Here is a 22,097-nt window from a genome sequence, read left to right as displayed (position 1 = left end):
TCATAGTCCTGCAATTTTTTTCGACTGCACGTAGAGGATGGCGGTCAGCGGGAGTGAAATCAGGATCATCAGCATCGCGTACGGCGCGGCGGCAACATAATCGATCTCACTGGTCAGCGCCCAGAAACCGGTGGAAAGCGTGCGTGTTCCCAGCGGGGAGAGCAGCAGCGTGGCGGTCAGTTCGTTGCTGACGCCGAGGAAAACAAGCGCAGCCCCCGCGGCGGCACCCGGCGCGGCCAGCCGCATGGTGACGCTCCACAGCGCCTTCGCAGGCGTGCTGCCAAGGCTACGCGCCACGTTTTCCAGCTCTACCGGCGCCTGTGCAATCCCGGCCCGCAGGTTGATGAGCGCGCGGGGCATAAACATCAGCAGATAGGCGAGGAAGAGCGTAATTTCCGTCTGATAAATGGGGCGGGCGTAATGAATCGTCACCGTTACCAGCGCGAGAGCGGTCACAATCCCCGGCAGCGAGCTGGTGATGTAGATACACCCTTCCAGCATCCGGAAGACGCGGTGCGGATAACGGATACCGAGCCACGCAATGGGGATCACGCAGGCCGTGGTCAGCAGTGCGCCACCCACGCCGAGCATGAGCGTCTGGCGCAGGGAGTGCCAGAGGTCCACGCTCATCCAGTTCTCAATACCGCCCAGCCAGACCCAGCGACAGAGCACAATTAACGGTACGCCCAGCGCCAGCACGATCAGCGTGAGGAAAAACAGCTGGCCCAGCGTGGCCGCGACCGGCTTCAGCGGCCAGCGTTTCTGTTCACGTGCTGCCCCGCCGCCGATGCGCGCATAGCGTGCTTTTCCGCGCGTCACCCCTTCCAGCATTAAGATGGCCAGACAGCATAAGGCCAGCACGCCTGCCAGCATATTGGCTGCCGGGCCGCTGAAGGTAGACTGAAACTGGTCATAAATCGCGGTGGTGAACGTATCAAAGCGGATCATCACGTACAGGCCGTATTCCGCCAGCAGGTGCAGCGCGACCAGCAGCGCCCCGCCGCAGATAGCAAGCTTGAGCTGCGGCAACACTACGCGGAAAAAGACCCGCCACGGCGGCGTGCCGAGCGACGCGGCCACATCTTCAAGCGTCGGGTCGAGGCGGCGCAGTACCGCGGCAACCGGCATGTAGATAAACGGGTAGTAAGCTAAAACAGAGAGAAATACTCCCGCAGAAAGACCGTGCAGGGAGGGGATGACGCTCACCCAGGCATAGCTTTGTACAAACGCGGGGATTGCCAGCGGGGTGACCGCCAGCGCAGACCATATTCCCCGCCCGGCCAGCCGGGTACGCTCCGTGAGCCAGGCTATCGCCACGCCGGTCACAATACAAAGCGGAACCGCTAAGGCCGTCAGCCACAGCGTGTTGCTGAGTAGCTCAGCAACACGCGGGCGGAACACCAGCGTCTTAATGGTCTCCCAGCCCGTCTCAATGCCAATGGCAATGATAAAACCCAGAGGCAGAAGCGCCATTAATGAAAATAAGACAGCTAACGCAACCATCGGCAGCGCAGGTCGCCTGCGGGCAGGCTCCTGCATCCTGTTTTTTCCGATGTCGAGACTCAGACCAGACATAAGGCGTTCACTTAACTCTCAGGATCACAGCAGGCCGGCTTGCGTCATCAGCTCGATAACTTTTTTGCTGTTAAGCGTTGAAGGTTCCACTTTCGGCGCATCCAGATCTTTCAGCGGAACCAGTTTCGGGTTAGAGGCCGCGTTCACGCCAACCGCATATTCAAACGCGTTATTGGTGCGCAGGCTCTCCTGACCTTCTTTGCCGGTGATCCACTTGATGAATGCCTGAGCCTGTTCTTTGTGTTTGCTGGACGCCAGTACGCCACCGCCGGAAAGGCTGACAAAGGCACCCGGATCCTGATGTTTGAAGTAGTAGAGTTGGGTGTTTTTGCTGTTTTCACCCGTTTTGGACTGATCGACAAAACGGTAGTAGTGATAAATCACACCGCCATCAATCTGGCCGGCGTTAACGGCTTTCATCACGGTGCTGTTACCTTTGTAGGCCACAAAATTGGTTTTCATCGCCTTCAGCCACTCAAGGGTGGCCTGCTCGCCTTTCAGGGCCAGCATTGCACTCACGATCGCCTGGAAATCCGCGCCTGACGGCGATGCCGCCCAGCGGCCTTTCCACTCAGGTTTCGCCAGATCCATCAGCGATGTTGGCAATTGCTGTTCGCTCAATTTTTCCGGGTTATAGACAAACACCGTGCTACGCGCAGCAATCCCGATCCAGCGGCCGTGCGCAGGACGAAATTCCGCAGGCACCTGCTTCAGGGTCTCTGCATCCAGTGGCGCGAACAGTTTGGCATTATCCACCAGAACCATTGATGGCGAGTTTTCCGTCAGAAACACGTCTGCAGGTGATGCCGTGCCTTCCTGAACCAGCTGATTACCCAGCTCGCTGTCATCGCCATTACGCAGCGTCACCTTAATACCCGTTTCTTTGGTAAAACCGTCAACCCACGCCTTCACCAGATTTTCATGCTGCGCGTTATAAACAACGATACCTTCGTTGTTATCAGCGGCAAGTGCTTGTGTGGAAAGGAAAAGAGATGAAGACAACAAGGCAAGCGAGAAGCATGACAACAGGCGAGAATTCATGAACATATCCTTTATAGACCAGGGTGATTTACCACGCATAGCGTTGTGGGACAGGATTAAAGCATACAAAAACGCTAATGATAATTAGTATCAATCAAGTTTAGTCGTAAAAGTGTAAAATATTCTTATACAGCGGATAAATATGATAAAAATCCAGATTATAAAAATGGATGAAATAAAGATTAAGAAAACCTTAGGCTGGAAAAATAACAAATATTCATTAGCGTTCTATTTATTTCCCGATTATTTAATCGACAGAATGAGATCGGCATAAACGTGTATTTAGCGTAAAACGGGAGAGTGGAAGCAAAAAGGGTGAAGGCAGTAAATGGCACGCCCTGTAGGATTCGAACCTACGACCTACGGCTTAGAAGGCCGTTGCTCTATCCAACTGAGCTAAGGGCGCACTGAGAAGAGTGAACTTCGCGGTGGTGAAACGCCTGGAATTATACGGTCAATGACAGGTGAGTCAATGCCTTTTCGGCTTTCAGGGGCAATTACCGCTAGCCGATTGTAAATACGGCTGTTTTTTCAACATTCATCGCTTTTCCGTCGTAGAATTTCGCGCTGCGAAAAGGCTTAGTTGCATTTAAGTAACGCCTGCTGTTTTCCTGAGCGTCAGCTCGTCACACTAGTGTGAGGTATCCCGGCCGCCTGGAGGCTGACAGACAACAGGACCATGGAGTGACAGCGCAAAACCTGACCTATACGCCCCCCCGGTTACAGTACCTTTCTCAGGACATCGTCGGCATCAAACTTGAGCCCATTGTCGCCCTCTCCTCTTTACGCAGGATCGGCGTAGAGGTCCTTAGCGTCCTGTCTGAAACGCAGCATAGCGAAGCCTTTTTCCGCCATCAGTCTGCAGACTGGTCGATAACGCTGCTTGAAGCACAGCTCACCGCGTTAAAAAATACCCCGCACTGTAATAATTTTTTCATTAATCTGCCGATAACCGTCCTGACAGAGCCCGACGCTTTTCAGCGGCTTAGCCGGATAAAATGTCCGCCGCTGAATATTGAACTTGTCGACCCCAGTGCTTTTTTAACGCTGTCAGCCGCGCAGAGGCAGGCCGTTACCCGGAGCCTGTTGCAGCTCATAAGACAAGGTCACGGTATCTGGCTGGATGACATTGATGAAACACTCATCCCGCCCTTTTTATCCTGCCAGTTACCGTTAAGCGGCGTAAAAATCGATAAGGATGCATTCTGGCGTCTACGCGCCACGCCCGCGCTACGGCAACTGGTGTCCCGGTGCTTTCAGCTTGCCGGGAAAGTGCTTATTGAAGGTATTGAGACTGAGCAGGATTGTACCTGGGCACTGCAGGCAGGCGCAGAACTCGGCCAGGGCTATTACTGGCCGTCCTGGACATGGCCGGAGGATTAAAAAGCCATTTCCAGGGGGGAGGCCATGCGAATGACAGTGCGCCGTTACCGGCGGCGGCGTACAGGAAGTGATGCACTGGGATTTACGCGCTCGCCTTTTGCTCCCCCCTTCTTCGACCGGCTCGAATTTTTGAGCCAGTCCATCAGCCAGCCCCGCAAAACAGACGCTCCGTTTATCATTCTGGTGACGGAGGATCATTTTCTGCGCACCGGTTTTCTCAACGGCCAATTTCCCCTGAGCAGCTGTTGCGACTATCCCACGCTGGAGGATGCGTTTAGCGCCCTGGCCCAGTGGCCTTCCGCCCGTCTGGTGGTGGATATTGAAAGCCGCTCCACTGCGCTGATCGACAAGCTGGATCAGCTCAGAAGGCATAGCCTCTATCCCCCTTTTCTGACGCCCTATCTGTTAGTCAGGGCGGATAATTACGATACTCGCCTGTTCTGCAAAGCGGCGGGCCCTTTTCACGTGCTCGAACGTCAACTGACGCCGTCTGCTTTCCAGCACAGCCTGATGGATACCAGCCCTCCCCAGGGCTGCGATAAAGACTGGTTCTCCCGCACCGAATGGCCTATTTTGCAGGAGTTATCGCGGGGGAAGACCCTTCGCCAGATAGCGTTGATGCAGAATCGCCCCTATAGCCGCATTATCTATCGTCTCAGCTGCATTCTGTTGAAACTGGGTCTGACCCATCGCCAGGAACTGCTGCACCTTCTCAATAACCTCTCAGACTGCACCTTCTAACCCACCCACTAAGCCCTTATTTCCTAAAGACCTTTAGGAATTTACTTATCAATCATGTTACTTATTTGTTAAATTTTAACAATAATTTCAACTTTATAACTATTCCTAATTTACGGGCTTAAACCATGTGAAATGTCACAGAATGAATAATCTGCAGCACTTTCCTCCGTGCGTTAAGTGTTTGATAAAGGAGTTAATAAGACGATAATGATGTAAAAACAAGCGGCTCGGCGAGACTGCCTGGCAGTCAAAAGCGAAGTCTGTAGTATGTTCTGCTGTACGACGGGTGCCCTTTCCGGCGACGACCCGATCACTTTCAAACGAAGGTCTGGTGCCCTCTGTGAACACTTTTTCACCATCCGTTCCCGCTTTCAGCCCCTGAAAACGGCCGTCGATTTGTTAACATTTGATCAACATACAGTGTGATATGTCATTTTTTGTTATTACATAAAGATCAAAAGATGCGGTAAATGGGATAACAGGATATTTAAGCTAATTTTAAAAAAATAGCTATTCGGATCCAGAAGATAATACAAAGTAATAAGCGAGGGGTAATTTACAGGGTTTTCGGAAAAAACTTACACGGTATAATAAGACGCGTATCAAATATGAATAAGAAAAACCTTTTTGCCAACACCAGCCAAATGAGATGACCGCGCTGAGGCATAGATTTCTTCACTACGTTAACAAGGATGCTTTCGCTCTTTCCAGGGAAATACTACGGTATAAGGATCTGCACATTTATCCTTCCGGCATTTCGAGAGTTTTAACCAAACTCGGCATAACGCTTTTAACAGTCTGAGGCATTAAAAATGAAACCGGCATCCGTTATCATTATGGACGAACACCCTATCGTCAGAATGTCGATAGAAGTCCTGCTACAGAAAAATAAAAACATCACAGTCAAACTCAAGTCTGGCGACAGCCATGAAGTCCTTGACTGTATCCGTAACCACCCTATCGATCTGGTGATCCTGGACATCGAACTTACGGGCACAGATGGCTTCGCTTTACTGAAGAGAATCAGAAATTTAAATAAAGACATCAAGGTCCTGTTCCTCTCTTCAAAATCCGAGTCTTTTTACGCGGGACGCGCCATTCGCGCCGGGGCAAATGGTTTTGTCAGTAAACGAAAAGATTTGGGCGAGATCTACAACGCCGTTGAAATGATCCTGATGGGCTATTCTTTTTTCCCGTCGGAAACGTTGAATTTTATAAACCATTTGGGTTCGGGGAAAGGGATGGTCGCGGATATGCCATTATCGAATCGTGAGGTGACGGTATTACGTTACCTGGCAAATGGTTTATCCAATAAGGAGATTGCAGAGCAGTTGCTATTAAGCAACAAAACCATCAGCGCACATAAATCCAATATTTATTCCAAGCTGGGTGTGCAAAGCATCGTTGAATTAATTGATTATGCCAAAGCACACGAACTGCTATAACCTGAATTCACTCCCTGCAGCTTATCCGAGCTGCAGGGAGTGCGGTCAGCGCTAATTATAATTAATCATGAAGGTGGCATCAGCATCAGCCCGTCCGGGCTGAGGGTTATCAGCAGTGGCAATATAATTGGCATAAAATGACAATGTCGCATTTCCCTGCGCATCAACCGCTACCGGCTGGCTGGCCTGCTGAAGTGCCAGACGCGTTTTATCCGCATCCCTGATCTCGACGGCAACGTTGCTTGCCGTACTGGCGTCATTGAGCGCCAGTAACCCATTATTGCTTCCGTCGGCTTTACCCGAAAACGTGATGGACGCTGCACCAGGTGGACAGCCGGTCAGCTTCAGCGTAAACGGCATGGGCTGCGTGCGGCTTCCCGTGGTGCTGAGCTGTTTCGTGGGCCAGGTTCCCAGCGTAACGCTCTTGTCGCTATCGCTGCCCTCGGCCACACAGGTAAAATCAACAATGTTGCCGTACATCTGAATATTGATCTCCCCCAGCGCAGTGGCTGCCTGCGCGCTGGCGTGAAGCATCATCAGTGTCATCGCGGCGAAATGCCAGTTCCGGTTCCGCATCTCTTCCCCTTAATCGTAATCCACACGCAGATAACCCCGCGACGTGAAACGGCCTTCCGCAGGTTTATTCCCCGTCACGCTGACCGGCCAGACCCGGATCCCCACCTGCGCCTGCGCGCTGTCGTCGAGCCGGAACGGAATTTTGCTGGTCAGGTTGTTGGGCGTTAGCGGGGTACCGCTTTCGTTGGCAATCACAAACCCCACATCGGGGTTATCCGACACCACCGCGTTGCTGGAGACCTTTTCTGCCTCAACGCGCATCGTCAGCATTGCGTTCGCTTCCACGTTGGTGCATTTGATGGCGATGGTTTTGCTTTGCGCGGTTACCCCTTCCGGTTTGTTACCCGCCCCGGCCTTGCTGAACAGGGAGGCCCCGATATCGCCGAAGTCAAACTCCACGATATTCCCCGCATTGATGGCACAGCTTTGCGGCACCTGAATGGTCCCGCTGTAGCTGATGGTGTAGACCGGCGAGGTTAACGGATCAGAAGAGGTAGTGGTGACATAGACGCGGAACATGGTCGCCCGCGGGATCACCACCATATTAATAAACCGTCGGGTCACTTTAAGGCGAAAGACGAGGCTGGAATCCTGAACGCCAAACGGTTTGTTTTTAGAGACGTTCGGGTGACTCCCCATCTGGATGTAACTTTTGGGCGGATAAAATACGCCAGCAAAGCTGTCCGTAATTTTCATTGCCCCATCCAGATAGTCGTTTAGCTTCAGGTACTGATAGCCATCACTCGTTCCCGTGACCGGGTAATCGGTAACATAACTACGTTTGGTTGTGTTCCCGGTGGTGCCCTTCGGACAGACGGCATTCACCCCCACCCACTGCGATTTCTCGCTGAGCGTCACCACCTGTCCGATCTGGTTATTCGAACTGTTAAATTTATCCGTCAGGTCGTAATGCACCTCCGTAGGGACGCCCTTTTCATTCACACACACGGTGGCTAAGGCATTCCCCACGGGCAAAATAGAGAGAAGTGATAAAGCCAGGCAATGGATTTTACTCACAGCGAATCCCCTTAAGTGTGATTGCCTGTTGCAGGCTCTTTTCTGGCAAGCTGTAGTGCGCACGACACTGGGATTGCATCCCGTTGCCCCACTGGATCAGCAGTTCACCTTCCAGCGGCAGGCCGCTCAGGTAAATCTGTCCGTCATCGCCCACCATACTGGTGACGCCGCTCTGGGTTTCACGCACCACGGCACCGAATGGCACAGGCTGGTTGCCGCGCGTGACGGTTAGCAGGGCGCGCACGCCAATACGGGTATCAAAGCTGGCGCGCACCAGCGCCCCTTTTGTCGGCACCACGCTGCTCACGTTATTTTCGATATCGGTGTTATTGCTCATGGTGTTGGTATCCAGCGCCACGCGGTTATAGCGGTAGACGGTGGCATACGGCATCACCGCATAGCCACGCCAGTCGGTTTTCACACCGGTCTGGTTTTCCACGCTCACGCCCGATGCTCCCGGCGCTTTGATCAGAACGTTGGTATCACCCAGCGGCTGGCTGAAGGTTACGCCATCCGCATGGCCGACCACGCCGCCGGAGAGCTGCCAGTTGAGATCGTGCTGGTCGCGTGCGTAGTTGTAGCCAACACCCAGCGTGCCGTAGGTTGCCTGCCAGTTCGCGCTGGCGCTTCCGCTTGAGCCGTTATTGCTGGTGTGGCCCTGGGTCACGCTGTAGTTCAGGTTGCGATCTTCCAGCAACGTCCCACTGACCCCGGTTTGCCAGCTTGTGTCGCCATCACTATTACGGCTGGCTGACGCCGTGGCATAGGCGCGGTCAATGGCGCTGTCCCGACGAAAACCCTGGCGGGTAAAGAGGCTGAACGGTACGGAGACGTTAAACGACGCGATTCGGTCCGTGCCGTCTATCCCGACCGATTTGTTCCATGACCAGGACACAGAGTAGTTGATGCCCTTCACGCCACCCGCGTACCCCAGCTGATACCAGAGGTTGGACTCATCGGTGCCCCAGTACGTCTGTTCACTACCGGAGATATAGACCGAGCCGTAATCCCCCAGCGACTGGGAAATATTGAGCTGGAAGCGCCCTTTTTTATTCCACGTCAGGTTGTGATAACTCTCCACATCCGGCACACCGTCATCATCCTGGTTGTCGGCATACTGGTAGCCTTCCATTGAACGCCACGCGACATCGTCCAGGGTGTAGAACCCTTTTGTGGAGTAGCGGTAGCCCAGCAGCTGGAAGTTGGTTCCGAATCCGTTAAGCGATTTTGCATAGAGGAAACGCAGCGACTGCCCTTCATGGCGGCTGTCATCCGCGAGCTGGCTGCGGGCATGGGTGATATCGAGCGACACCGCCCCCCAGTCACCGAGGTTTTTCCCGGCCCCGATGGCCACCGCGGTATAGCGTGACGCGAGTTGGGTACCGCCGTACAGCGTGTAGCCGTCGCCAAGACCGGTAATCAACGTACCCTGCGTGAAGAATGGCGTATCCTGTTCGCTGTTGCCGCTGCGGTAATCCCCGGCCACCAGGTCATATTTCCAGCGACCTTCGCGCTGCAGGAGGGGCACGGTGGAATACGGCACGGTATAGCGCTGCTGGCTGCCATCCTTCTCTTCAACCGTCACCTCAAGGTCACCGCTTGACGAGGTTGGGTTGAGATCGGTGATAGCAAAGGCGCCAGGCTGTACATAGCTTTGATAGATAACGTAGCCGTTTTGTCGAACGACCACTTTGGCGGGCGTTCGGGCGATGCCGCGAACGGTTGGCGCGTAGCCCTGCAGGCTGTCCGGGTACATGCTGTCAGACGAGAAGAGCCGCCCGCCGCGAAAACCCACGCTGTCGAAAACGTCATTACCGGTATTGCTGTCGCCCAGTACCAGCTCGCTTTTCAGCGGGATCACGGTGCGCTGCGCCCAGGTGCCAATATTCTGCCAGTTGCTGTGCCGCTGCCCGTTATTCTGCGTGTAACGCCATGCGCCATTATTGCGTAAACGCCACGCGCCATAGTTCAGCCCGCTCTGCAGGTTCAGATAATAGCTGTCGTCCTCGCTCCCGCGGTTGCCGGTAAAGCTGTAGTTCACCAGCGCGGCAGGGATCCCTTCATCCCATTGATCGGGCGGAATGTAGCCGCGTGCGCTGTTCTGCATCGCCACCTGTGGCAGGCTGATATTCAGGCGCAGCGAGGCGAAGTTGAATGCGATCTCACTGCCGGGAATAGCCTTCGCCAGGGGAATACAGGTCTCCCCTTTCACGTTAACCAGCTCAGGAAAGGCCGCGATATTGACGCCAAAACGCTCCAGCATCACGCGCGTAATGCACGGCGACAGCCCACCGGCGACCGGCGGTGTATTGTCGGCCTGCTCGAAGCGAACATCCTGCGTCGCGATAAACTCATCGTTACGCCAGATATCCACGCGATAAACGCCAGGCGCCTGCTGGTGACCTTGTTCAAAACGCGATAAATCCGCCACGTTGGCGGTGTCATCGGACAAGAAGGCCGGGTTAAAGTAGCTTTCGCTCCAGCCAGCCTGTGGCCAGAGCGCTGCCATCAGCGCCAGTGCGACCGGGCAGTAACGTCCCTGGTGATTATTCATCGCGCTGACTCTGCTCACAGGTTGACGCTACGCGCCGGCGTAATGGCACCGTAGTCATTCACGCTCTGCCAGGAGAGCGTACCGCTTGCGGCGGCTGGCAGTACCTGCTGCGCCGAGTTTTTAGGCGCAACCATCAGGTTATCCAGTGTCTGTCCGCCCAGCTTCATATTGACCAGCGTGATGTAATACGGCGAAGCGTTACTGACTTTGAGGTGGTTGCCGACGCGCTCAAAACGCAGCTGCGAGAGCGCCTCTTCCGGCTGCATCGGCAGATTTGTCGGGCGGACAAACAGCTTGATCCGCGACAGGATAGCCAGCTGCAGCACGTTATTGTTTTCCGTTTTCGCTTTGTTCACGGACGGGATCGCTTTCACGTTCATGTAGAAGAGCGATTCACGATCGGCAGGCAGCGCTGGCCCGGCATAAATAATGCGCAGCGTGTTTTCGCTGTCCGGCTCGCTGACAAACAGCGGCGGGGTCACGGCAAAGGTTTTTTCTTTTTGCCCGTTCGCATTTTCGATCCACGCGTTGATTAAATAGCGCTCTTGTTTATTGCTGTTGGTGATCGCCAGCGAAGTTTGCTTTGCATCTGCCGGATAAATAACGCGGGTGGCCCCCAGCGCAATACCGCCGGAAGCATTTGCGCATGCAGAAACCATCATTAAAATTAACGATAAAAACAGTCCTGGTTTAATTAGAGTATTCATCACAACCGTACCTTTAATAATGTGTTCGCAGGTGTTATGGATAAATCAACGTAAACCAGACATCCGACTGAATATTGCCTGGCACGAGGTGTTCGGAAATAGCCCGATAGCGGGCGCTAAAATGAAACGCAAGCTCACTGGTATTCACCGGCAACCAGCTGACGGCCGTTGCGTTCGGGATAATCTGACGTTGTTGTTCGTCAAAAAGAGCCAGCCCGACGCCGCTGCTTATCGGTGATTCACCTGGCCGCGATGTCGCCAGAAAAACCTGCGGATCTTCTGCTGGCGTAACGCCCTGAAACTGGATGCCTACGGTGCGCGAGACATCCACGCTGCAATCCAGCAGCCGCACGGTGAAGGGCACATTGACCGTGGAAAAACTGCCCACACCGGAAAATGAATTGGTTCGGTACTGCCCCATTTCGATGCGCATGTTCTGGCTGTCGGGTGCCACGGCGCAGCCGCCGTTCACCAGCTCACCTCTGAGATGAACTTTGCCGCCGTCGATCACCACGGTATGTGCTGAGGCCTGGCAGGCCATCGCAAGGGTTAACAGCAGTAGTGTTCCGGTCCTTGTCATCCTTCGTTCCTGGCCTTAGCGTATGACGGCCTCTTCCCTGAGGCCTGAACATCCCTGTGCGGAGGAATTACTCGTATTTCATTACGAAAGTGGCGTCAGCGTTTGCCTGGCCTGGCTCGGTGGTCGCAGCCGTTGATTTGTAACGCGCGGTGAAGTTCAGGGTGTTAGTCCCTTCGATCAGGTTCTGCGCGGCAGAGAAGGTTGAACCATCTGGAGTCAGGGTGGTGGATTTGCTGTCGAGGATCTCGATGCCCACGCCCTTCGCGGAGTTGTCGTTGTTACCAGAGGTTACCGCCAGCAGGGTTTTGTCGGTCGCGTCGATCTGACCGGTGAACGCAACTGCGGCCGTTTTCGCAACCAGCGGGTCACAATCATTCAGTTCAATGGTGAACGGAATATTAGAGGTGGTGTCACCCACTTTCGTGAACTTCGCGGTACGGTATTGGCCCAGGTTAACCGTCTGCTCGGAAGAATCAGTATTTACTGAACATGCAGCATTAACCAGTTCACCTTTAAAGTGTACGGTACCGCCATTTACGGTAACCGGAGTGGCTGTATCTTCTGCATTTGCGGCACCCGCAACCAGGGCCAGAGTAGCAATAACAGTAGAAGCAATGTTGCTGAGTTTCATGTCTATTCCTTTAAAATGTAAATAACCCTTCCCGCGAATAATCGGGAATAAGAAATACGTTCAATTGATTAATTGAAAGCTTATTTCGGAGGAGACAAAGTAGCTCATGAATGTATTTTAAAATATGTCAAAACGCTGTCATTTCGCCAGGTCACATCCTAATCCTGCCTAAGAAATTGACCATCACCTCAGAAGGGTTTTTACGGCCTCCTGATGAAAACTCGCAAAGGGTGACTGACAGCGGCGCTCGCTTCTGACAAAATACAGGCAATCCCCCCTTTCAAACGTTACAGACGGAATCTTCTCTCTGATGGCAGCAAAGATTATTGACGGTAAAACGATTGCGCAGCAGGTGCGCTCTGAGGTCGCGGAAAAAGTGAAGGCGCGTAAAGTTGCCGGAAAACGCGCCCCCGGGCTGGCCGTTGTGCTGGTCGGCAGCAACCCGGCATCGCAGATTTATGTCGGCAGCAAACGCAAAGCGTGTGAAGAGGTGGGGTTCGTCTCCCGCTCTTACGATTTGCCGGAAACCACCAGCGAAGCAGAACTGCTGGAACTTATTGATACCCTGAATGCCGACAACGCGATCGACGGTATTCTGGTTCAGCTGCCGCTGCCAGCCGGCATCGACAACGTGAAGGTGCTGGAACGTATCGCCCCCGACAAAGACGTTGACGGTTTCCACCCGTACAACGTGGGCCGTCTGTGCCAGCGCGCCCCGCGTCTGCGTCCGTGCACGCCGCGCGGTATCGTTACGCTGCTGGAGCGTTATAACATCGATACCTACGGTCTGAACGCCGTGGTCATTGGCGCATCAAACATTGTCGGCCGTCCGATGAGCATGGAGCTGCTGCTCGCTGGCTGCACCACCACCGTGACCCACCGCTTCACCAAAAATCTGCGTCATCACGTAGAAAACGCCGATCTGCTGATCGTGGCGGTCGGGAAGCCGGGCTTTATTCCGGGTGAATGGATTAAAGAAGGCGCGATCGTTGTGGACGTCGGTATTAACCGTCTGGAAAACGGGAAAGTGGTTGGTGACGTGGTTTACGAAGATGCTGCGGCTCGCGCCTCTTACATTACCCCAGTTCCGGGCGGCGTAGGCCCGATGACCGTAGCCACACTGATTCAGAATACTTTGCAGGCATGCGAAGAGTACCACGACGTAGAGGACGCGTAAGATGGCCACATTTTCATTAGGTAAACATCCGCACGTTGAACTGTGCGATCTGCTGAAGCTGGAAGGCTGGACCGAAAGCGGCGCACAGGCCAAAATCGCCATTGCCGACGGGCTTGTTAAGGTGGACGGCGCAGTGGAAACCCGCAAGCGCTGCAAAATTGTCGCGGGTCAGACCGTGAGCTTTGAAGGGCAAACCGTGACGGTGACCGCCTGATGCTCTCCCCCTCTCCCGTCGGGAGAGGGAACCCACATTTTCCCCACACCCATCACGGTTAATTATCGATCGACTTCAAATAATCACTATTTCATCTGTTGAAAAGTGAAAATTCTGTTGCGCGTTTTTCACTCTTTCCCCACGATAAGTAGAACGTTCTACTAAAACGTTCTACTTACAATAACAGCGCCAAAAAAAGCGCTACTCGAGGGAAATCAGCATGAGTCTGATATCAGGGTTTGTTAAATCGCTCTCTAAATTATCGATGATTGGTCGCGCGTTAATGCTGCCAATTTCACTGCTTCCCGCTGCGGGCCTGCTGCTGGCCTTTGGCGATAAGTTTCACCTGCCGCTGATGATGAACGCGGGCGGGGTTATCTTTGATAACCTGCCGATGCTGTTTGCCATTGGTTCCGCCGTGGGGCTGGCATCCGAGTCCGGCATTGCCGCGCTCTCGGCGGCGGTCTCGGTGTTTGTCACCAACATCACCATCAGCACCGTCTTGAGCATCACGCCGGAAATGGCGTCTCAGGGCGGCAAATACGCGATGGTGGTCGGCATCCCGACGTTGCAGATGGGCGTCTTCGGCGGCCTGATCTGCGGTATTCTCGCCGCCTGGTGCTATAACCGTTTCCACACCCTGCAGCTGCCAGAGTTCCTCGGGTTCTTCTCCGGGAAACGCTTTGTGGCGATTGCGACAGCGTTTCTCTCTTTCCTGCTCGGCCTGCTGTTGCCGTATGTCTGGCAGCATATCCAGGCGGGCATCGATGCGCTCTCCGTGGTGGTTAATGGCGATAATCAGGCAGCCTCGACCTTTATCTTTGGTCTGGTGGAACGTGCGCTGATCCCGCTCGGTCTGCACCACATCTGGTATCCCTCTTTCTGGTATTCGTTTGGGGATTACACCACCCAGGCCGGTCAGGTGATTCACGGCGACCAGACCATCTGGTTTAAGATGCTGGAAGAAGGGGTCAAATCCTTCAGCAGTGACAGCTACCAGAACGCCGGTAAGTTCATGCAGGGTGAATTCCCGCTGATGCTGTTCGCGCTGCCTGCGGCGTGTCTGGCGATGTACCACGAAGCACACACCAAAAATAAAAAAATCGCGGCCGGTATTTTGTTCTCTGCGGCGCTCACCTGCTTCCTGACGGGGATCACCGAGCCGGTTGAATTTACCTTTATTTTCGTCGCCCCTATTCTGTACGTCTTTAACGCCATCATGGCCGGTCTGGCGTACATGACCATGTATCTGCTGCATGCGCATATCGCCAAGTCGTTCTCTGCGGGCTTTATCGACTACCTGTCGTTCGGGATCCTGCCGTCATTTAACGGCTACAAAACCAACTTCCTGAACGCCATTATTATCGGCATTCCGATGGGCCTGATTTACTACTTCACGTTCCGCTTTGTGATCCGTCGTTTCGACGTGAAAACGCCGGGCCGTACAGAAGTGACCGCCAGTGCGGACGATAAGTCAGATTCAGAACTCGCCACAGAGATCATCAACCTGCTGGGCGGCGCGCACAACATCGACTCCGTCGGCTCCTGCATCACCCGTCTGCGCCTGGAAGTGGCAAAAAGTGAAGCGGTTGATAAGGACGGTCTGAACGGCCTTGGCGCCCGCGGCGTAGTGTTCGTCGGTGATAACGGTATTCAGGTGATTTTCGGTGCCAGAGCACAGTTTATCGCCCAGACCATGTCCACCATGATTGGCAAATAATAAGATGCCTGAACGACACGTCTCCTGTACGCTGGGGGACGTTGTCTTATCTGGCTGATAATCGGTAAATTTCAGGGAGCGGTTTTGAAGAAAGTCAGCATTATTGATGTCGCAAAGCATGCGGGCGTTTCGGTCTCCACCGTGTCGCTGGTGCTGCGCCAGAAAGGGAAAATTTCAGACGCAACGATCGCGAAGGTCAATGCTGCCATCACTACGCTGGGCTATGTTCACAACGTCGCCGCTGCCAATCTCCGCGCCAACACCTCCAACCTGATCGGCCTGATCCTGCGCGACTTTAGCGACAGCTTTTCCATCAAGATGATGGCGAGCATCGTCCAGGAGCTGGAGAGACAGGGGTATATGGTTTTCCTCGGCCAGCCGCTGAACGACCATGAACATCTTGAGCGCTGCCTGCTGTCGTTTAAACAGCAAGGGGTCGCCGGCGTTATCTATCTGGCCTCTGATACCCGGGCATCCTCGCTGCCGGAACACATCCGCCAGTGCCCGCTGCCGCTGGTGGTGGTCTCTCAATCCCTGCTGGATGAAAAATGCAATCTGGTGATGCGCGACAATCGCCAGGCGGCGAACCTTGCCGCGCGTTATCTTATCGAGCGCGGACACCGCAACATTGCCTACATTGGGGGTCGTGAAGGCTGCCTTATCCGCGAGCAGCGTCTGCTCGGCTTTCGCAGCGCGATGACCCAGAACGGCCTGGTCTGGCGTGAGGAATACTCGCCTGCGTGTAGCGATGACACGCTGGCCGCAGGTTTCGCCACCCGCCAGCTGCTGGATAAAAACAACACCATCACCGCCCTGCTCTGCCACTCGCCGGATGCGATGATCGGCTCCATCTCCGGCATTCATCAGGTGGGGCGCACCGTGGGGAAAGATGTGTTTCTCACCCAGCAGGTCGCGCTGGTCGGTTTTGAAGATATGCTGCACGTGAACCTGACGTCTCCCTCGTTTACCTACGTTTCCTCCGCCAGTGAGGAGACGGGGCGTCAGGCGGCGGGGTTGATCATCCGCAAGCTAAAAGAGCCGGATCTGCAAACACAGCGTATCACCCTTTCCGGGCAGCTTATTGCCCGGGAATCGGCGTAAATAAGACGCTAACACCATCCTCATTGCGCCCATTCGCTGCTATATTTCCCTGCTTTGCCATGGATAATCGCAATGCCTACCGTTATCACCCACGCTGCAGTGCCTTTGTGTCTGGGTTTAGGCCTGGGACGTAAAATCATCCCTCCCCGCCTGCTGTTTGCCGGCGTCGTCCTCGCCATGCTGCCGGACGCCGACGTGCTGGCGTTTAAGTTCGGCGTTGCCTACGGCAATGTGTTCGGCCACCGCGGCTTTACCCACTCCCTGCTGTTTGCCTTTGTGGTGCCGATACTTTGCGTACTGATGGGCCGACGATGGTTTCGGGCAAGTCTGACCCGCTGCTGGCTGTTCTTAACCGTGTCTCTGCTGTCGCACAGCTTGCTGGATTCCATCACCACCGGGGGAAAAGGCGTCGGCTGGCTGTGGCCGTGGTCAGATGAACGGTTCTTTGCACCGTGGCAGGTCATTAAGGTCGCGCCGTTTGCGCTGTCACGCTATACCACGCCCTACGGGCATCAGGTGATTATGTCGGAACTGCTGTGGGTGTGGCTGCCAGGGGTCGTGCTGATGGGGCTGTTGTGGTGGAAGCGGAGGTAAAAACAAAACGGCAACCCAGTTGCCGTTTTAGTGTTTGCACCCTCTCCCGGTGGGAGAGGGCATCAGCGCGCACCAGAATTATTTTCGACGCCAGGTGGTTCCCTGCGGGCCATCTTCCAGAATGATGCCCATTTCCGTCAGACGGTTACGCGCGGCATCTGCTGCCGCCCAGTCTTTCGCCTGACGCGCTTCCAGACGCGCGTTGATAAGTTGCTCAATCTCCGCCACTTCGCTATCGTCCGCCTGCGCACCGCTTTGCAGGAACAGATCCGGTTCCTGCTCCAGCAGACCCAGTACCGAAGAGAGCTTACGCAGATGGGAGGCCAATGCATTCGCCGCCGCCATATCTTCTGACTTCAGACGGTTAACTTCACGCGCCATATCAAACAGCACGGAGTAGGCTTCCGGCGTGTTGAAGTCATCGTTCATCACGTCAATAAAGCGCGCTTCAAACGCCTCACCGCCTGCCGCGGGTACAGATTTATCGGTACCGCGCAGGGCAGTGTACAGACGCTCCAGCGCCGCACGCGCCTGTTTCAGGTTCTCTTCGCTGTAGTTCAGCTGGCTGCGATAGTGACCAGACATCAGGAAGTAGCGCACGGTTTCCGCATCGTAATATTTCAGCACGTCGCGCACGGTGAAGAAGTTGCCCAGAGATTTAGACATCTTCTCACGGTCAACCATCACCATCCCGGAGTGCATCCAGTAGTTCACGTACTCGCCACCATGCGCACAGGTTGACTGTGCAATTTCGTTTTCATGGTGCGGGAACATCAGATCCGAACCGCCACCGTGAATATCGAAATGTTTGCCCAGCTGTTTGCAGTTCATCGCCGAGCACTCAATGTGCCAGCCAGGACGCCCTTCGCCCCACGGGGAAGGCCAGCTTGGTTCGCCCTCTTTGGACATCTTCCACAGCACGAAGTCCATCGGGTTACGCTTCACGTCCACCACATCAACGCGCGCACCGGCCTGCAGCTGATCCAGATCCTGACGGGAAAGCTGACCGTAGGTAGGGTCAGTCGGCACGGAGAACATCACGTCACCGTTCTCGGCCACATAGGCGTGACCACGTTCGATCAGCTTTTCGGTGATGTCGATAATTTCGTGGATATGGTGGGTGGCACGCGGCTCGCTGTCCGGACGCTGAATATTCAGGGCGTCGAAATCTTTGTGCATTTCCGCGATCATACGATCCACCAGCGCAACAAAGCTTTCGCCATTTTCGTTCGCACGCTTGATGATTTTGTCGTCGATGTCGGTGATGTTACGCACGTATTTCAGGTTGTAGCCCAGAAAACGCAGGTAGCGCGAGACAACGTCGAATGCAACAAAGGTACGGCCATGGCCGATATGACAGAGATCGTAAACCGTAATACCACACACGTACATGCCGACTTCCCCGGCATGGATAGGTTTAAATTCCTCTTTTTGGCGCGTCATTGTATTAAAGATTTTTAACATCGAAGATTCCATGTAAACACGTGTGTGGTTGAAAACCGGTTATTCTACCTGTAATTCAAACCTGAAGCAGCACACAATGCAAGGTGATCGCATCCTGTGGTTATGCTATAACAAGCCCCTATAGATGACCCAAACGCGGGTCGACGTACCACAATAACGGAACAGGATGCAAAAATGGTTACTTTCCACACTAATCATGGCGATATCGTAATCAAAACCTTTGATGACAAAGCGCCTGAAACAGTTAAAAACTTCCTGGACTACTGCCGCGAAGGTTTCTACAACAACACTATTTTCCACCGCGTGATCAACGGCTTTATGATCCAGGGCGGCGGTTTCGAACCTGGCATGAACCAGAAAGCGACGAAAGAAGCGATCAAAAACGAAGCGAACAACGGTCTGAAAAACACCCGTGGTACGCTGGCGATGGCGCGTACGCAGGCTCCTCACTCTGCAACAGCCCAGTTCTTCATCAACGTTGCTGACAACGACTTCCTGAACTTCTCCGGCGAAAGCCTGCAGGGTTGGGGCTACTGCGTCTTCGCAGAAGTGGTTGAAGGTATGGACGTAGTCGACAAAATCAAAGCCGTGGCGACCGGCCGCAGCGGTATGCATCAGGACGTTCCAAAAGAAGACGTCGTGATTAACAGCGTGACCGTCAGCGAGTAATTCGTGGCGACACTCTTTATTGCAGATTTGCACCTGCAAACAGAAGAACCGGCGATCACCGCCGGTTTTCTGCGTTTTTTACGCGGTGAAGCGAAAAGTGCCGATGCACTTTACATTCTGGGTGACCTGTTTGAAGCCTGGATTGGCGACGACGATCCCAACCCGCTGCACCGTGAGATGGCGGCTGCCATTAAAGCGCTGGTCGATTCCGGCGTCCCCTGCTTCTTTATCCACGGCAATCGTGATTTCCTGCTCGGCAAGCGCTACGCCCGCGACAGTGGCATGACGCTGCTGCCGGAAGAGCAGGTACTCGACCTTTATGGCCGAAAGGTGTTAATCATGCACGGTGACACACTCTGCACTGACGACACCGGCTATCAGGCGTTTCGCGCTAAGGTTCATACCCCGTGGATCCAAAAACTATTCCTGGCTCTGCCGCTGTTTATCCGCAAGCGGATCGCAGCCAGAATGCGTGCAGACAGTAAGGCCGCCAACAGCGGCAAATCCATGGCCATTATGGACGTCAATCCCCAGGCGGTAGTCAGGGTCATGGAAAAACACCGCGTTCAGTGGTTGATCCACGGTCATACTCATCGTCCCGATGTGCATACCCTTACCGCCAACGGCGAAGCGGCCCACCGCGTCGTCCTCGGGGCCTGGCACAGCGAAGGTTCTATGGTCAGCGTCACGCCTGACGGTGTGGAACTGATCGCTTTCCCGTTTTAACTCGCCAAAAAATCATTCTATTTTTTTGAACAATATCGGCAAATTGTTTCGATTTTAATCAGCCCGTGGTCGGCCTATTATTTATCACATCAGGGCAACACGCCCTATCCCAGATAAAACATTTAAGGAATACGACCATGAAATCTATCAAAACTTTCGTTGCAGTTGCCGCACTCTCTCTGATCTCTTTCGGTTCTTTCGCCCAGAGCGTCAGCGCCACGGCCTCTACCCTTGACCGCGCAGAAGCGAAAATTGCCGCTCAGGCTGCTGAACAGGGCGCGTCTTACAAAATCACCAGCGCTCAGTTTAACAACCGCGTTCACATGACGGCAGAACTGACCAAATAAGACGTCTGCTGACCGTGCCGTCCGTCAAAAGCACATCAAAGCACATCGATGCCTGATAAAACAGACCGCCAGAACGCGGTCTGTTTTGTTATCTCCTGAGAGCCACAACGGCTCAGTTTTAAACCGCGCAACCGTTTTCCTTGCCCCTATTACATGCTATTCTCTGTGCCCTCGAAAGCAGTGTGTTTCGCACCACAGGAGTTTTAAGACGCATGTCTTCCCGCAATAATCCGGCGCGTGTCGCCATCGTGATGGGGTCCAAAAGCGACTGGGCTACCATGCAGTTCACCGCCGAAATCTTTGAAATCCTGAATGTTCCGCACCACGTTGAAGTGGTCTCCGCACACCGTACACCAGACAAACTGTTCAGCTTCGCCGAAAGCGCCGAAGAGAAGGGTTATGAGGTGATCATTGCCGGTGCGGGCGGCGCAGCACATCTGCCAGGCATGATTGCCGCCAAAACGCTGGTACCGGTTCTGGGTGTTCCGGTGCAAAGCGCTGCGTTAAATGGTGTCGATAGCCTCTATTCCATCGTTCAGATGCCGCGTGGCATTCCGGTCGGCACGCTGGCCATTGGTAAAGCGGGCGCTGCCAACGCTGCCCTGCTCGCCGCGCAGATCCTGGCGACTCACGATAAAGCGTTACATCAGCGTCTGGCGGACTGGCGTAAAGCCCAGACCGACGAGGTGCTGGACAATCCGGACCCGCGGGGTGCGGCATGAAGCAGGTATGCGTCCTCGGTAATGGTCAGTTAGGCCGTATGCTGCGTCAGGCCGGTGAGCCGCTGGGTATTGCCGTGTGGCCCGTCGGGCTGGATGACGAACCGGAAGCCGTGCCGTTTCACCAGAGTGTGATCACCGCGGAGATTGAACGCTGGCCACAAACGGCCCTGACGCGCGAGCTGGCACGTCATAATGCCTTCGTTAACCGCGACGTCTTTCCCATTATTGCTGACCGTCTGACGCAAAAGCAGCTGTTCGATAAGCTCGGGCTGCCGACTGCGCCGTGGCAGCTATTGTCCGATAAAAGCGAGTGGAAGGATGTATTCGCAATGCTGGGCGATCTGGCAATTGTGAAGCGTCGCGTCGGCGGGTACGACGGTCGTGGACAGTGGCGTCTGCGCGCCGATGACACTCACGAGCTGCCGGACGATTGCTACGGGGAGTGCATCGTTGAGCAGGGCATTAACTTCAGCGGTGAAGTCTCGCTGGTGGGCGCTCGCGGGCAGGACGGCCATACCGTTTTTTATCCGCTGACGCATAACCTGCATCAGGACGGGATCCTGCGTACCAGCGTTGCATTCCCGCAGGCCAGTGCTGAACAGCAGGCGCAGGCAGAAGAGATGCTCTCTGCCATCATGCACGAACTCGGTTACGTCGGCGTCATGGCGATGGAGTGTTTTGTCACGCCGTCCGGTCTGCTGATTAACGAACTGGCACCGCGCGTTCACAACAGCGGTCACTGGACCCAAAACGGGGCGTCCATCAGCCAGTTCGAGCTGCACCTGCGCGCCATCACTGACCTGCCGCTGCCGCAGCCGGTGGTCAACAGCCCGTCGGTGATGATCAACCTGATCGGTACCGATCTGAACTACGACTGGCTCAAGCTGCCGCTGGTGCATCTGCACTGGTATGACAAAGAGGTGCGTCCGGGTCGTAAGGTCGGTCACCTGAACCTGAACGATACCGACAACGATCGTCTGGGCGCCACGCTGGAAGCGATTATTCCTCTCCTGCCGCCGGAATACGCGAGCGGAATTATCTGGGCGCAATCAAAGCTTAAGTAATACTCCTCTGCCGGGGAGTTGACCTTCCCCCTCCCCGGCGTACAATCCC

The 22,097-nt window shown here is 54.5% G+C and carries 22 protein-coding genes and 1 tRNA gene; 13 read left to right on the top strand and 10 right to left on the bottom strand.

Annotation, left to right across the window (positions count from 1 at the left end):
* The 3 genes from AC2FAP_RS17020 to AC2FAP_RS17010 all read right to left on the bottom strand — a co-directional run bounded on the left by AC2FAP_RS17020 (position 1) and on the right by AC2FAP_RS17010 (position 3,022).
* On the bottom strand, positions 1–1,575 hold the full coding sequence (locus AC2FAP_RS17020; protein WP_485452994.1) for an ABC transporter permease: 1,575 nt from the start codon (positions 1,573–1,575) through the stop codon (positions 1–3).
* Between the two features lie 24 nt (positions 1,576–1,599).
* Positions 1,600–2,616, bottom strand: coding sequence for an iron ABC transporter substrate-binding protein (locus AC2FAP_RS17015; RefSeq protein WP_032677574.1), 1,017 nt, complete (start codon positions 2,614–2,616; stop codon positions 1,600–1,602).
* Between the two features lie 329 nt (positions 2,617–2,945).
* Positions 2,946–3,022 (bottom strand) — tRNA-Arg (locus tag AC2FAP_RS17010).
* A 278-nt stretch (positions 3,023–3,300) separates the two neighbouring features.
* On the opposite strand from AC2FAP_RS17010, the gene AC2FAP_RS17005 reads away from it, so the two are divergent.
* The 3 genes from AC2FAP_RS17005 to fimZ all read left to right on the top strand — a co-directional run bounded on the left by AC2FAP_RS17005 (position 3,301) and on the right by fimZ (position 6,185).
* The gene (locus tag AC2FAP_RS17005) at positions 3,301–3,999 is read left to right on the top strand and encodes an EAL domain-containing protein (protein ID WP_025204824.1); all 699 of its coding nucleotides are present in this window, start codon (positions 3,301–3,303) and stop codon (positions 3,997–3,999) included.
* 24 nt (positions 4,000–4,023) lie between these two features.
* The gene (locus AC2FAP_RS17000; RefSeq protein ID WP_032677572.1) at positions 4,024–4,740 is read left to right on the top strand and encodes a helix-turn-helix transcriptional regulator; all 717 of its coding nucleotides are present in this window, start codon (positions 4,024–4,026) and stop codon (positions 4,738–4,740) included.
* Between the two features lie 812 nt (positions 4,741–5,552).
* Positions 5,553–6,185, top strand: coding sequence for a fimbria biosynthesis transcriptional regulator FimZ (fimZ, locus tag AC2FAP_RS16995; protein ID WP_014168952.1), 633 nt, complete (start codon positions 5,553–5,555; stop codon positions 6,183–6,185).
* A 51-nt stretch (positions 6,186–6,236) separates the two neighbouring features.
* On the opposite strand, the gene sfmF is transcribed toward fimZ, so the two are convergent.
* From sfmF to fimA, 6 genes are all read right to left on the bottom strand, one after another.
* Positions 6,237–6,761, bottom strand: coding sequence for a fimbria assembly protein (gene sfmF, locus AC2FAP_RS16990; RefSeq protein ID WP_044858286.1), 525 nt, complete (start codon positions 6,759–6,761; stop codon positions 6,237–6,239).
* Positions 6,762–6,770: 9 nt separating this feature from the next.
* Positions 6,771–7,778 (bottom strand): type 1 fimbria D-mannose specific adhesin FimH, encoded by a 1,008-nt coding sequence (gene fimH / locus AC2FAP_RS16985; RefSeq protein WP_020885154.1) that lies wholly within the window; start codon positions 7,776–7,778, stop codon positions 6,771–6,773.
* Positions 7,771–10,332: a fimbrial biogenesis usher protein gene (locus tag AC2FAP_RS16980; RefSeq protein WP_044866375.1), complete on the bottom strand. Its 2,562-nt coding sequence runs from the start codon at positions 10,330–10,332 to the stop codon at positions 7,771–7,773. The genes fimH and AC2FAP_RS16980 overlap by 8 nt, the downstream gene beginning before the upstream one ends.
* 14 nt (positions 10,333–10,346) lie before the next feature.
* Positions 10,347–11,039, bottom strand: coding sequence for a type 1 fimbria chaperone FimC (gene fimC, locus AC2FAP_RS16975; protein WP_020885156.1), 693 nt, complete (start codon positions 11,037–11,039; stop codon positions 10,347–10,349).
* Between the two features lie 34 nt (positions 11,040–11,073).
* Positions 11,074–11,619 carry a type 1 fimbrial protein subunit FimI gene (gene fimI, locus AC2FAP_RS16970; RefSeq protein WP_020885157.1) on the bottom strand — a complete coding sequence of 182 codons (546 nt, stop codon included), beginning with the start codon at positions 11,617–11,619 and terminating at the stop codon, positions 11,074–11,076.
* A gap of 67 nt (positions 11,620–11,686) precedes the next feature.
* Complete coding sequence (gene fimA, locus AC2FAP_RS16965) at positions 11,687–12,250, bottom strand: type 1 fimbrial major subunit FimA (RefSeq protein ID WP_020885158.1); 564 nt, start codon at positions 12,248–12,250, stop codon at positions 11,687–11,689.
* Between the two features lie 310 nt (positions 12,251–12,560).
* Here fimA and folD point away from each other — a divergent pair, with 310 nt between their 5' ends.
* The 5 genes from folD to AC2FAP_RS16940 all read left to right on the top strand — a co-directional run bounded on the left by folD (position 12,561) and on the right by AC2FAP_RS16940 (position 17,056).
* A complete protein-coding gene (gene folD / locus AC2FAP_RS16960; RefSeq protein WP_410383742.1) occupies positions 12,561–13,427 on the top strand; it encodes a bifunctional methylenetetrahydrofolate dehydrogenase/methenyltetrahydrofolate cyclohydrolase FolD in 867 nt (288 codons plus the stop codon).
* A gap of 1 nt (position 13,428) precedes the next feature.
* Positions 13,429–13,641, top strand: a complete 213-nt coding sequence (gene ybcJ, locus AC2FAP_RS16955; RefSeq protein WP_014168944.1) for a ribosome-associated protein YbcJ — start codon at positions 13,429–13,431, stop codon at positions 13,639–13,641.
* Positions 13,642–13,861: 220 nt separating this feature from the next.
* Positions 13,862–15,361, top strand: coding sequence for a PTS transporter subunit EIIC (locus tag AC2FAP_RS16950; RefSeq protein ID WP_014168943.1), 1,500 nt, complete (start codon positions 13,862–13,864; stop codon positions 15,359–15,361).
* A gap of 84 nt (positions 15,362–15,445) precedes the next feature.
* Positions 15,446–16,462 (top strand): Mal regulon transcriptional regulator MalI, encoded by a 1,017-nt coding sequence (malI, locus tag AC2FAP_RS16945; protein ID WP_449541479.1) that lies wholly within the window; start codon positions 15,446–15,448, stop codon positions 16,460–16,462.
* Between the two features lie 72 nt (positions 16,463–16,534).
* Entirely contained in the window at positions 16,535–17,056 is a 522-nt protein-coding gene (locus AC2FAP_RS16940; RefSeq protein ID WP_040016810.1) for a metal-dependent hydrolase, read from the top strand.
* Between the two features lie 78 nt (positions 17,057–17,134).
* Here the strand turns inward: AC2FAP_RS16940 and cysS are convergent, their stop codons facing one another.
* Complete coding sequence (gene cysS, locus AC2FAP_RS16935; protein ID WP_059305797.1) at positions 17,135–18,520, bottom strand: cysteine--tRNA ligase; 1,386 nt, start codon at positions 18,518–18,520, stop codon at positions 17,135–17,137.
* A gap of 174 nt (positions 18,521–18,694) precedes the next feature.
* Between cysS and ppiB the strand changes: the two genes are divergently transcribed.
* The 5 genes from ppiB to purK all read left to right on the top strand — a co-directional run bounded on the left by ppiB (position 18,695) and on the right by purK (position 22,048).
* Positions 18,695–19,189 carry a peptidylprolyl isomerase B gene (gene ppiB, locus AC2FAP_RS16930; protein ID WP_014168939.1) on the top strand — a complete coding sequence of 165 codons (495 nt, stop codon included), beginning with the start codon at positions 18,695–18,697 and terminating at the stop codon, positions 19,187–19,189.
* Positions 19,190–19,192: 3 nt separating this feature from the next.
* Positions 19,193–19,915, top strand: a complete 723-nt coding sequence (lpxH, locus tag AC2FAP_RS16925) for a UDP-2,3-diacylglucosamine diphosphatase (protein ID WP_185791463.1) — start codon at positions 19,193–19,195, stop codon at positions 19,913–19,915.
* Positions 19,916–20,052: 137 nt separating this feature from the next.
* Positions 20,053–20,262, top strand: coding sequence for a YdgH/BhsA/McbA-like domain containing protein (locus AC2FAP_RS16920; RefSeq protein WP_013095921.1), 210 nt, complete (start codon positions 20,053–20,055; stop codon positions 20,260–20,262).
* A 212-nt stretch (positions 20,263–20,474) separates the two neighbouring features.
* Positions 20,475–20,984, top strand: coding sequence for a 5-(carboxyamino)imidazole ribonucleotide mutase (gene purE, locus AC2FAP_RS16915; RefSeq protein ID WP_041162452.1), 510 nt, complete (start codon positions 20,475–20,477; stop codon positions 20,982–20,984).
* On the top strand, positions 20,981–22,048 hold the full coding sequence (purK, locus tag AC2FAP_RS16910) for a 5-(carboxyamino)imidazole ribonucleotide synthase (protein ID WP_449541480.1): 1,068 nt from the start codon (positions 20,981–20,983) through the stop codon (positions 22,046–22,048). Before purE ends, purK begins: the two co-directional genes overlap by 4 nt.
* Positions 22,049–22,097 lie beyond the last annotated feature (49 nt).

The organism is Enterobacter cloacae complex sp. 394I7 (assembly GCF_057320345.1).
This window is presented reverse-complemented; position numbering and strand designations above follow the sequence as displayed.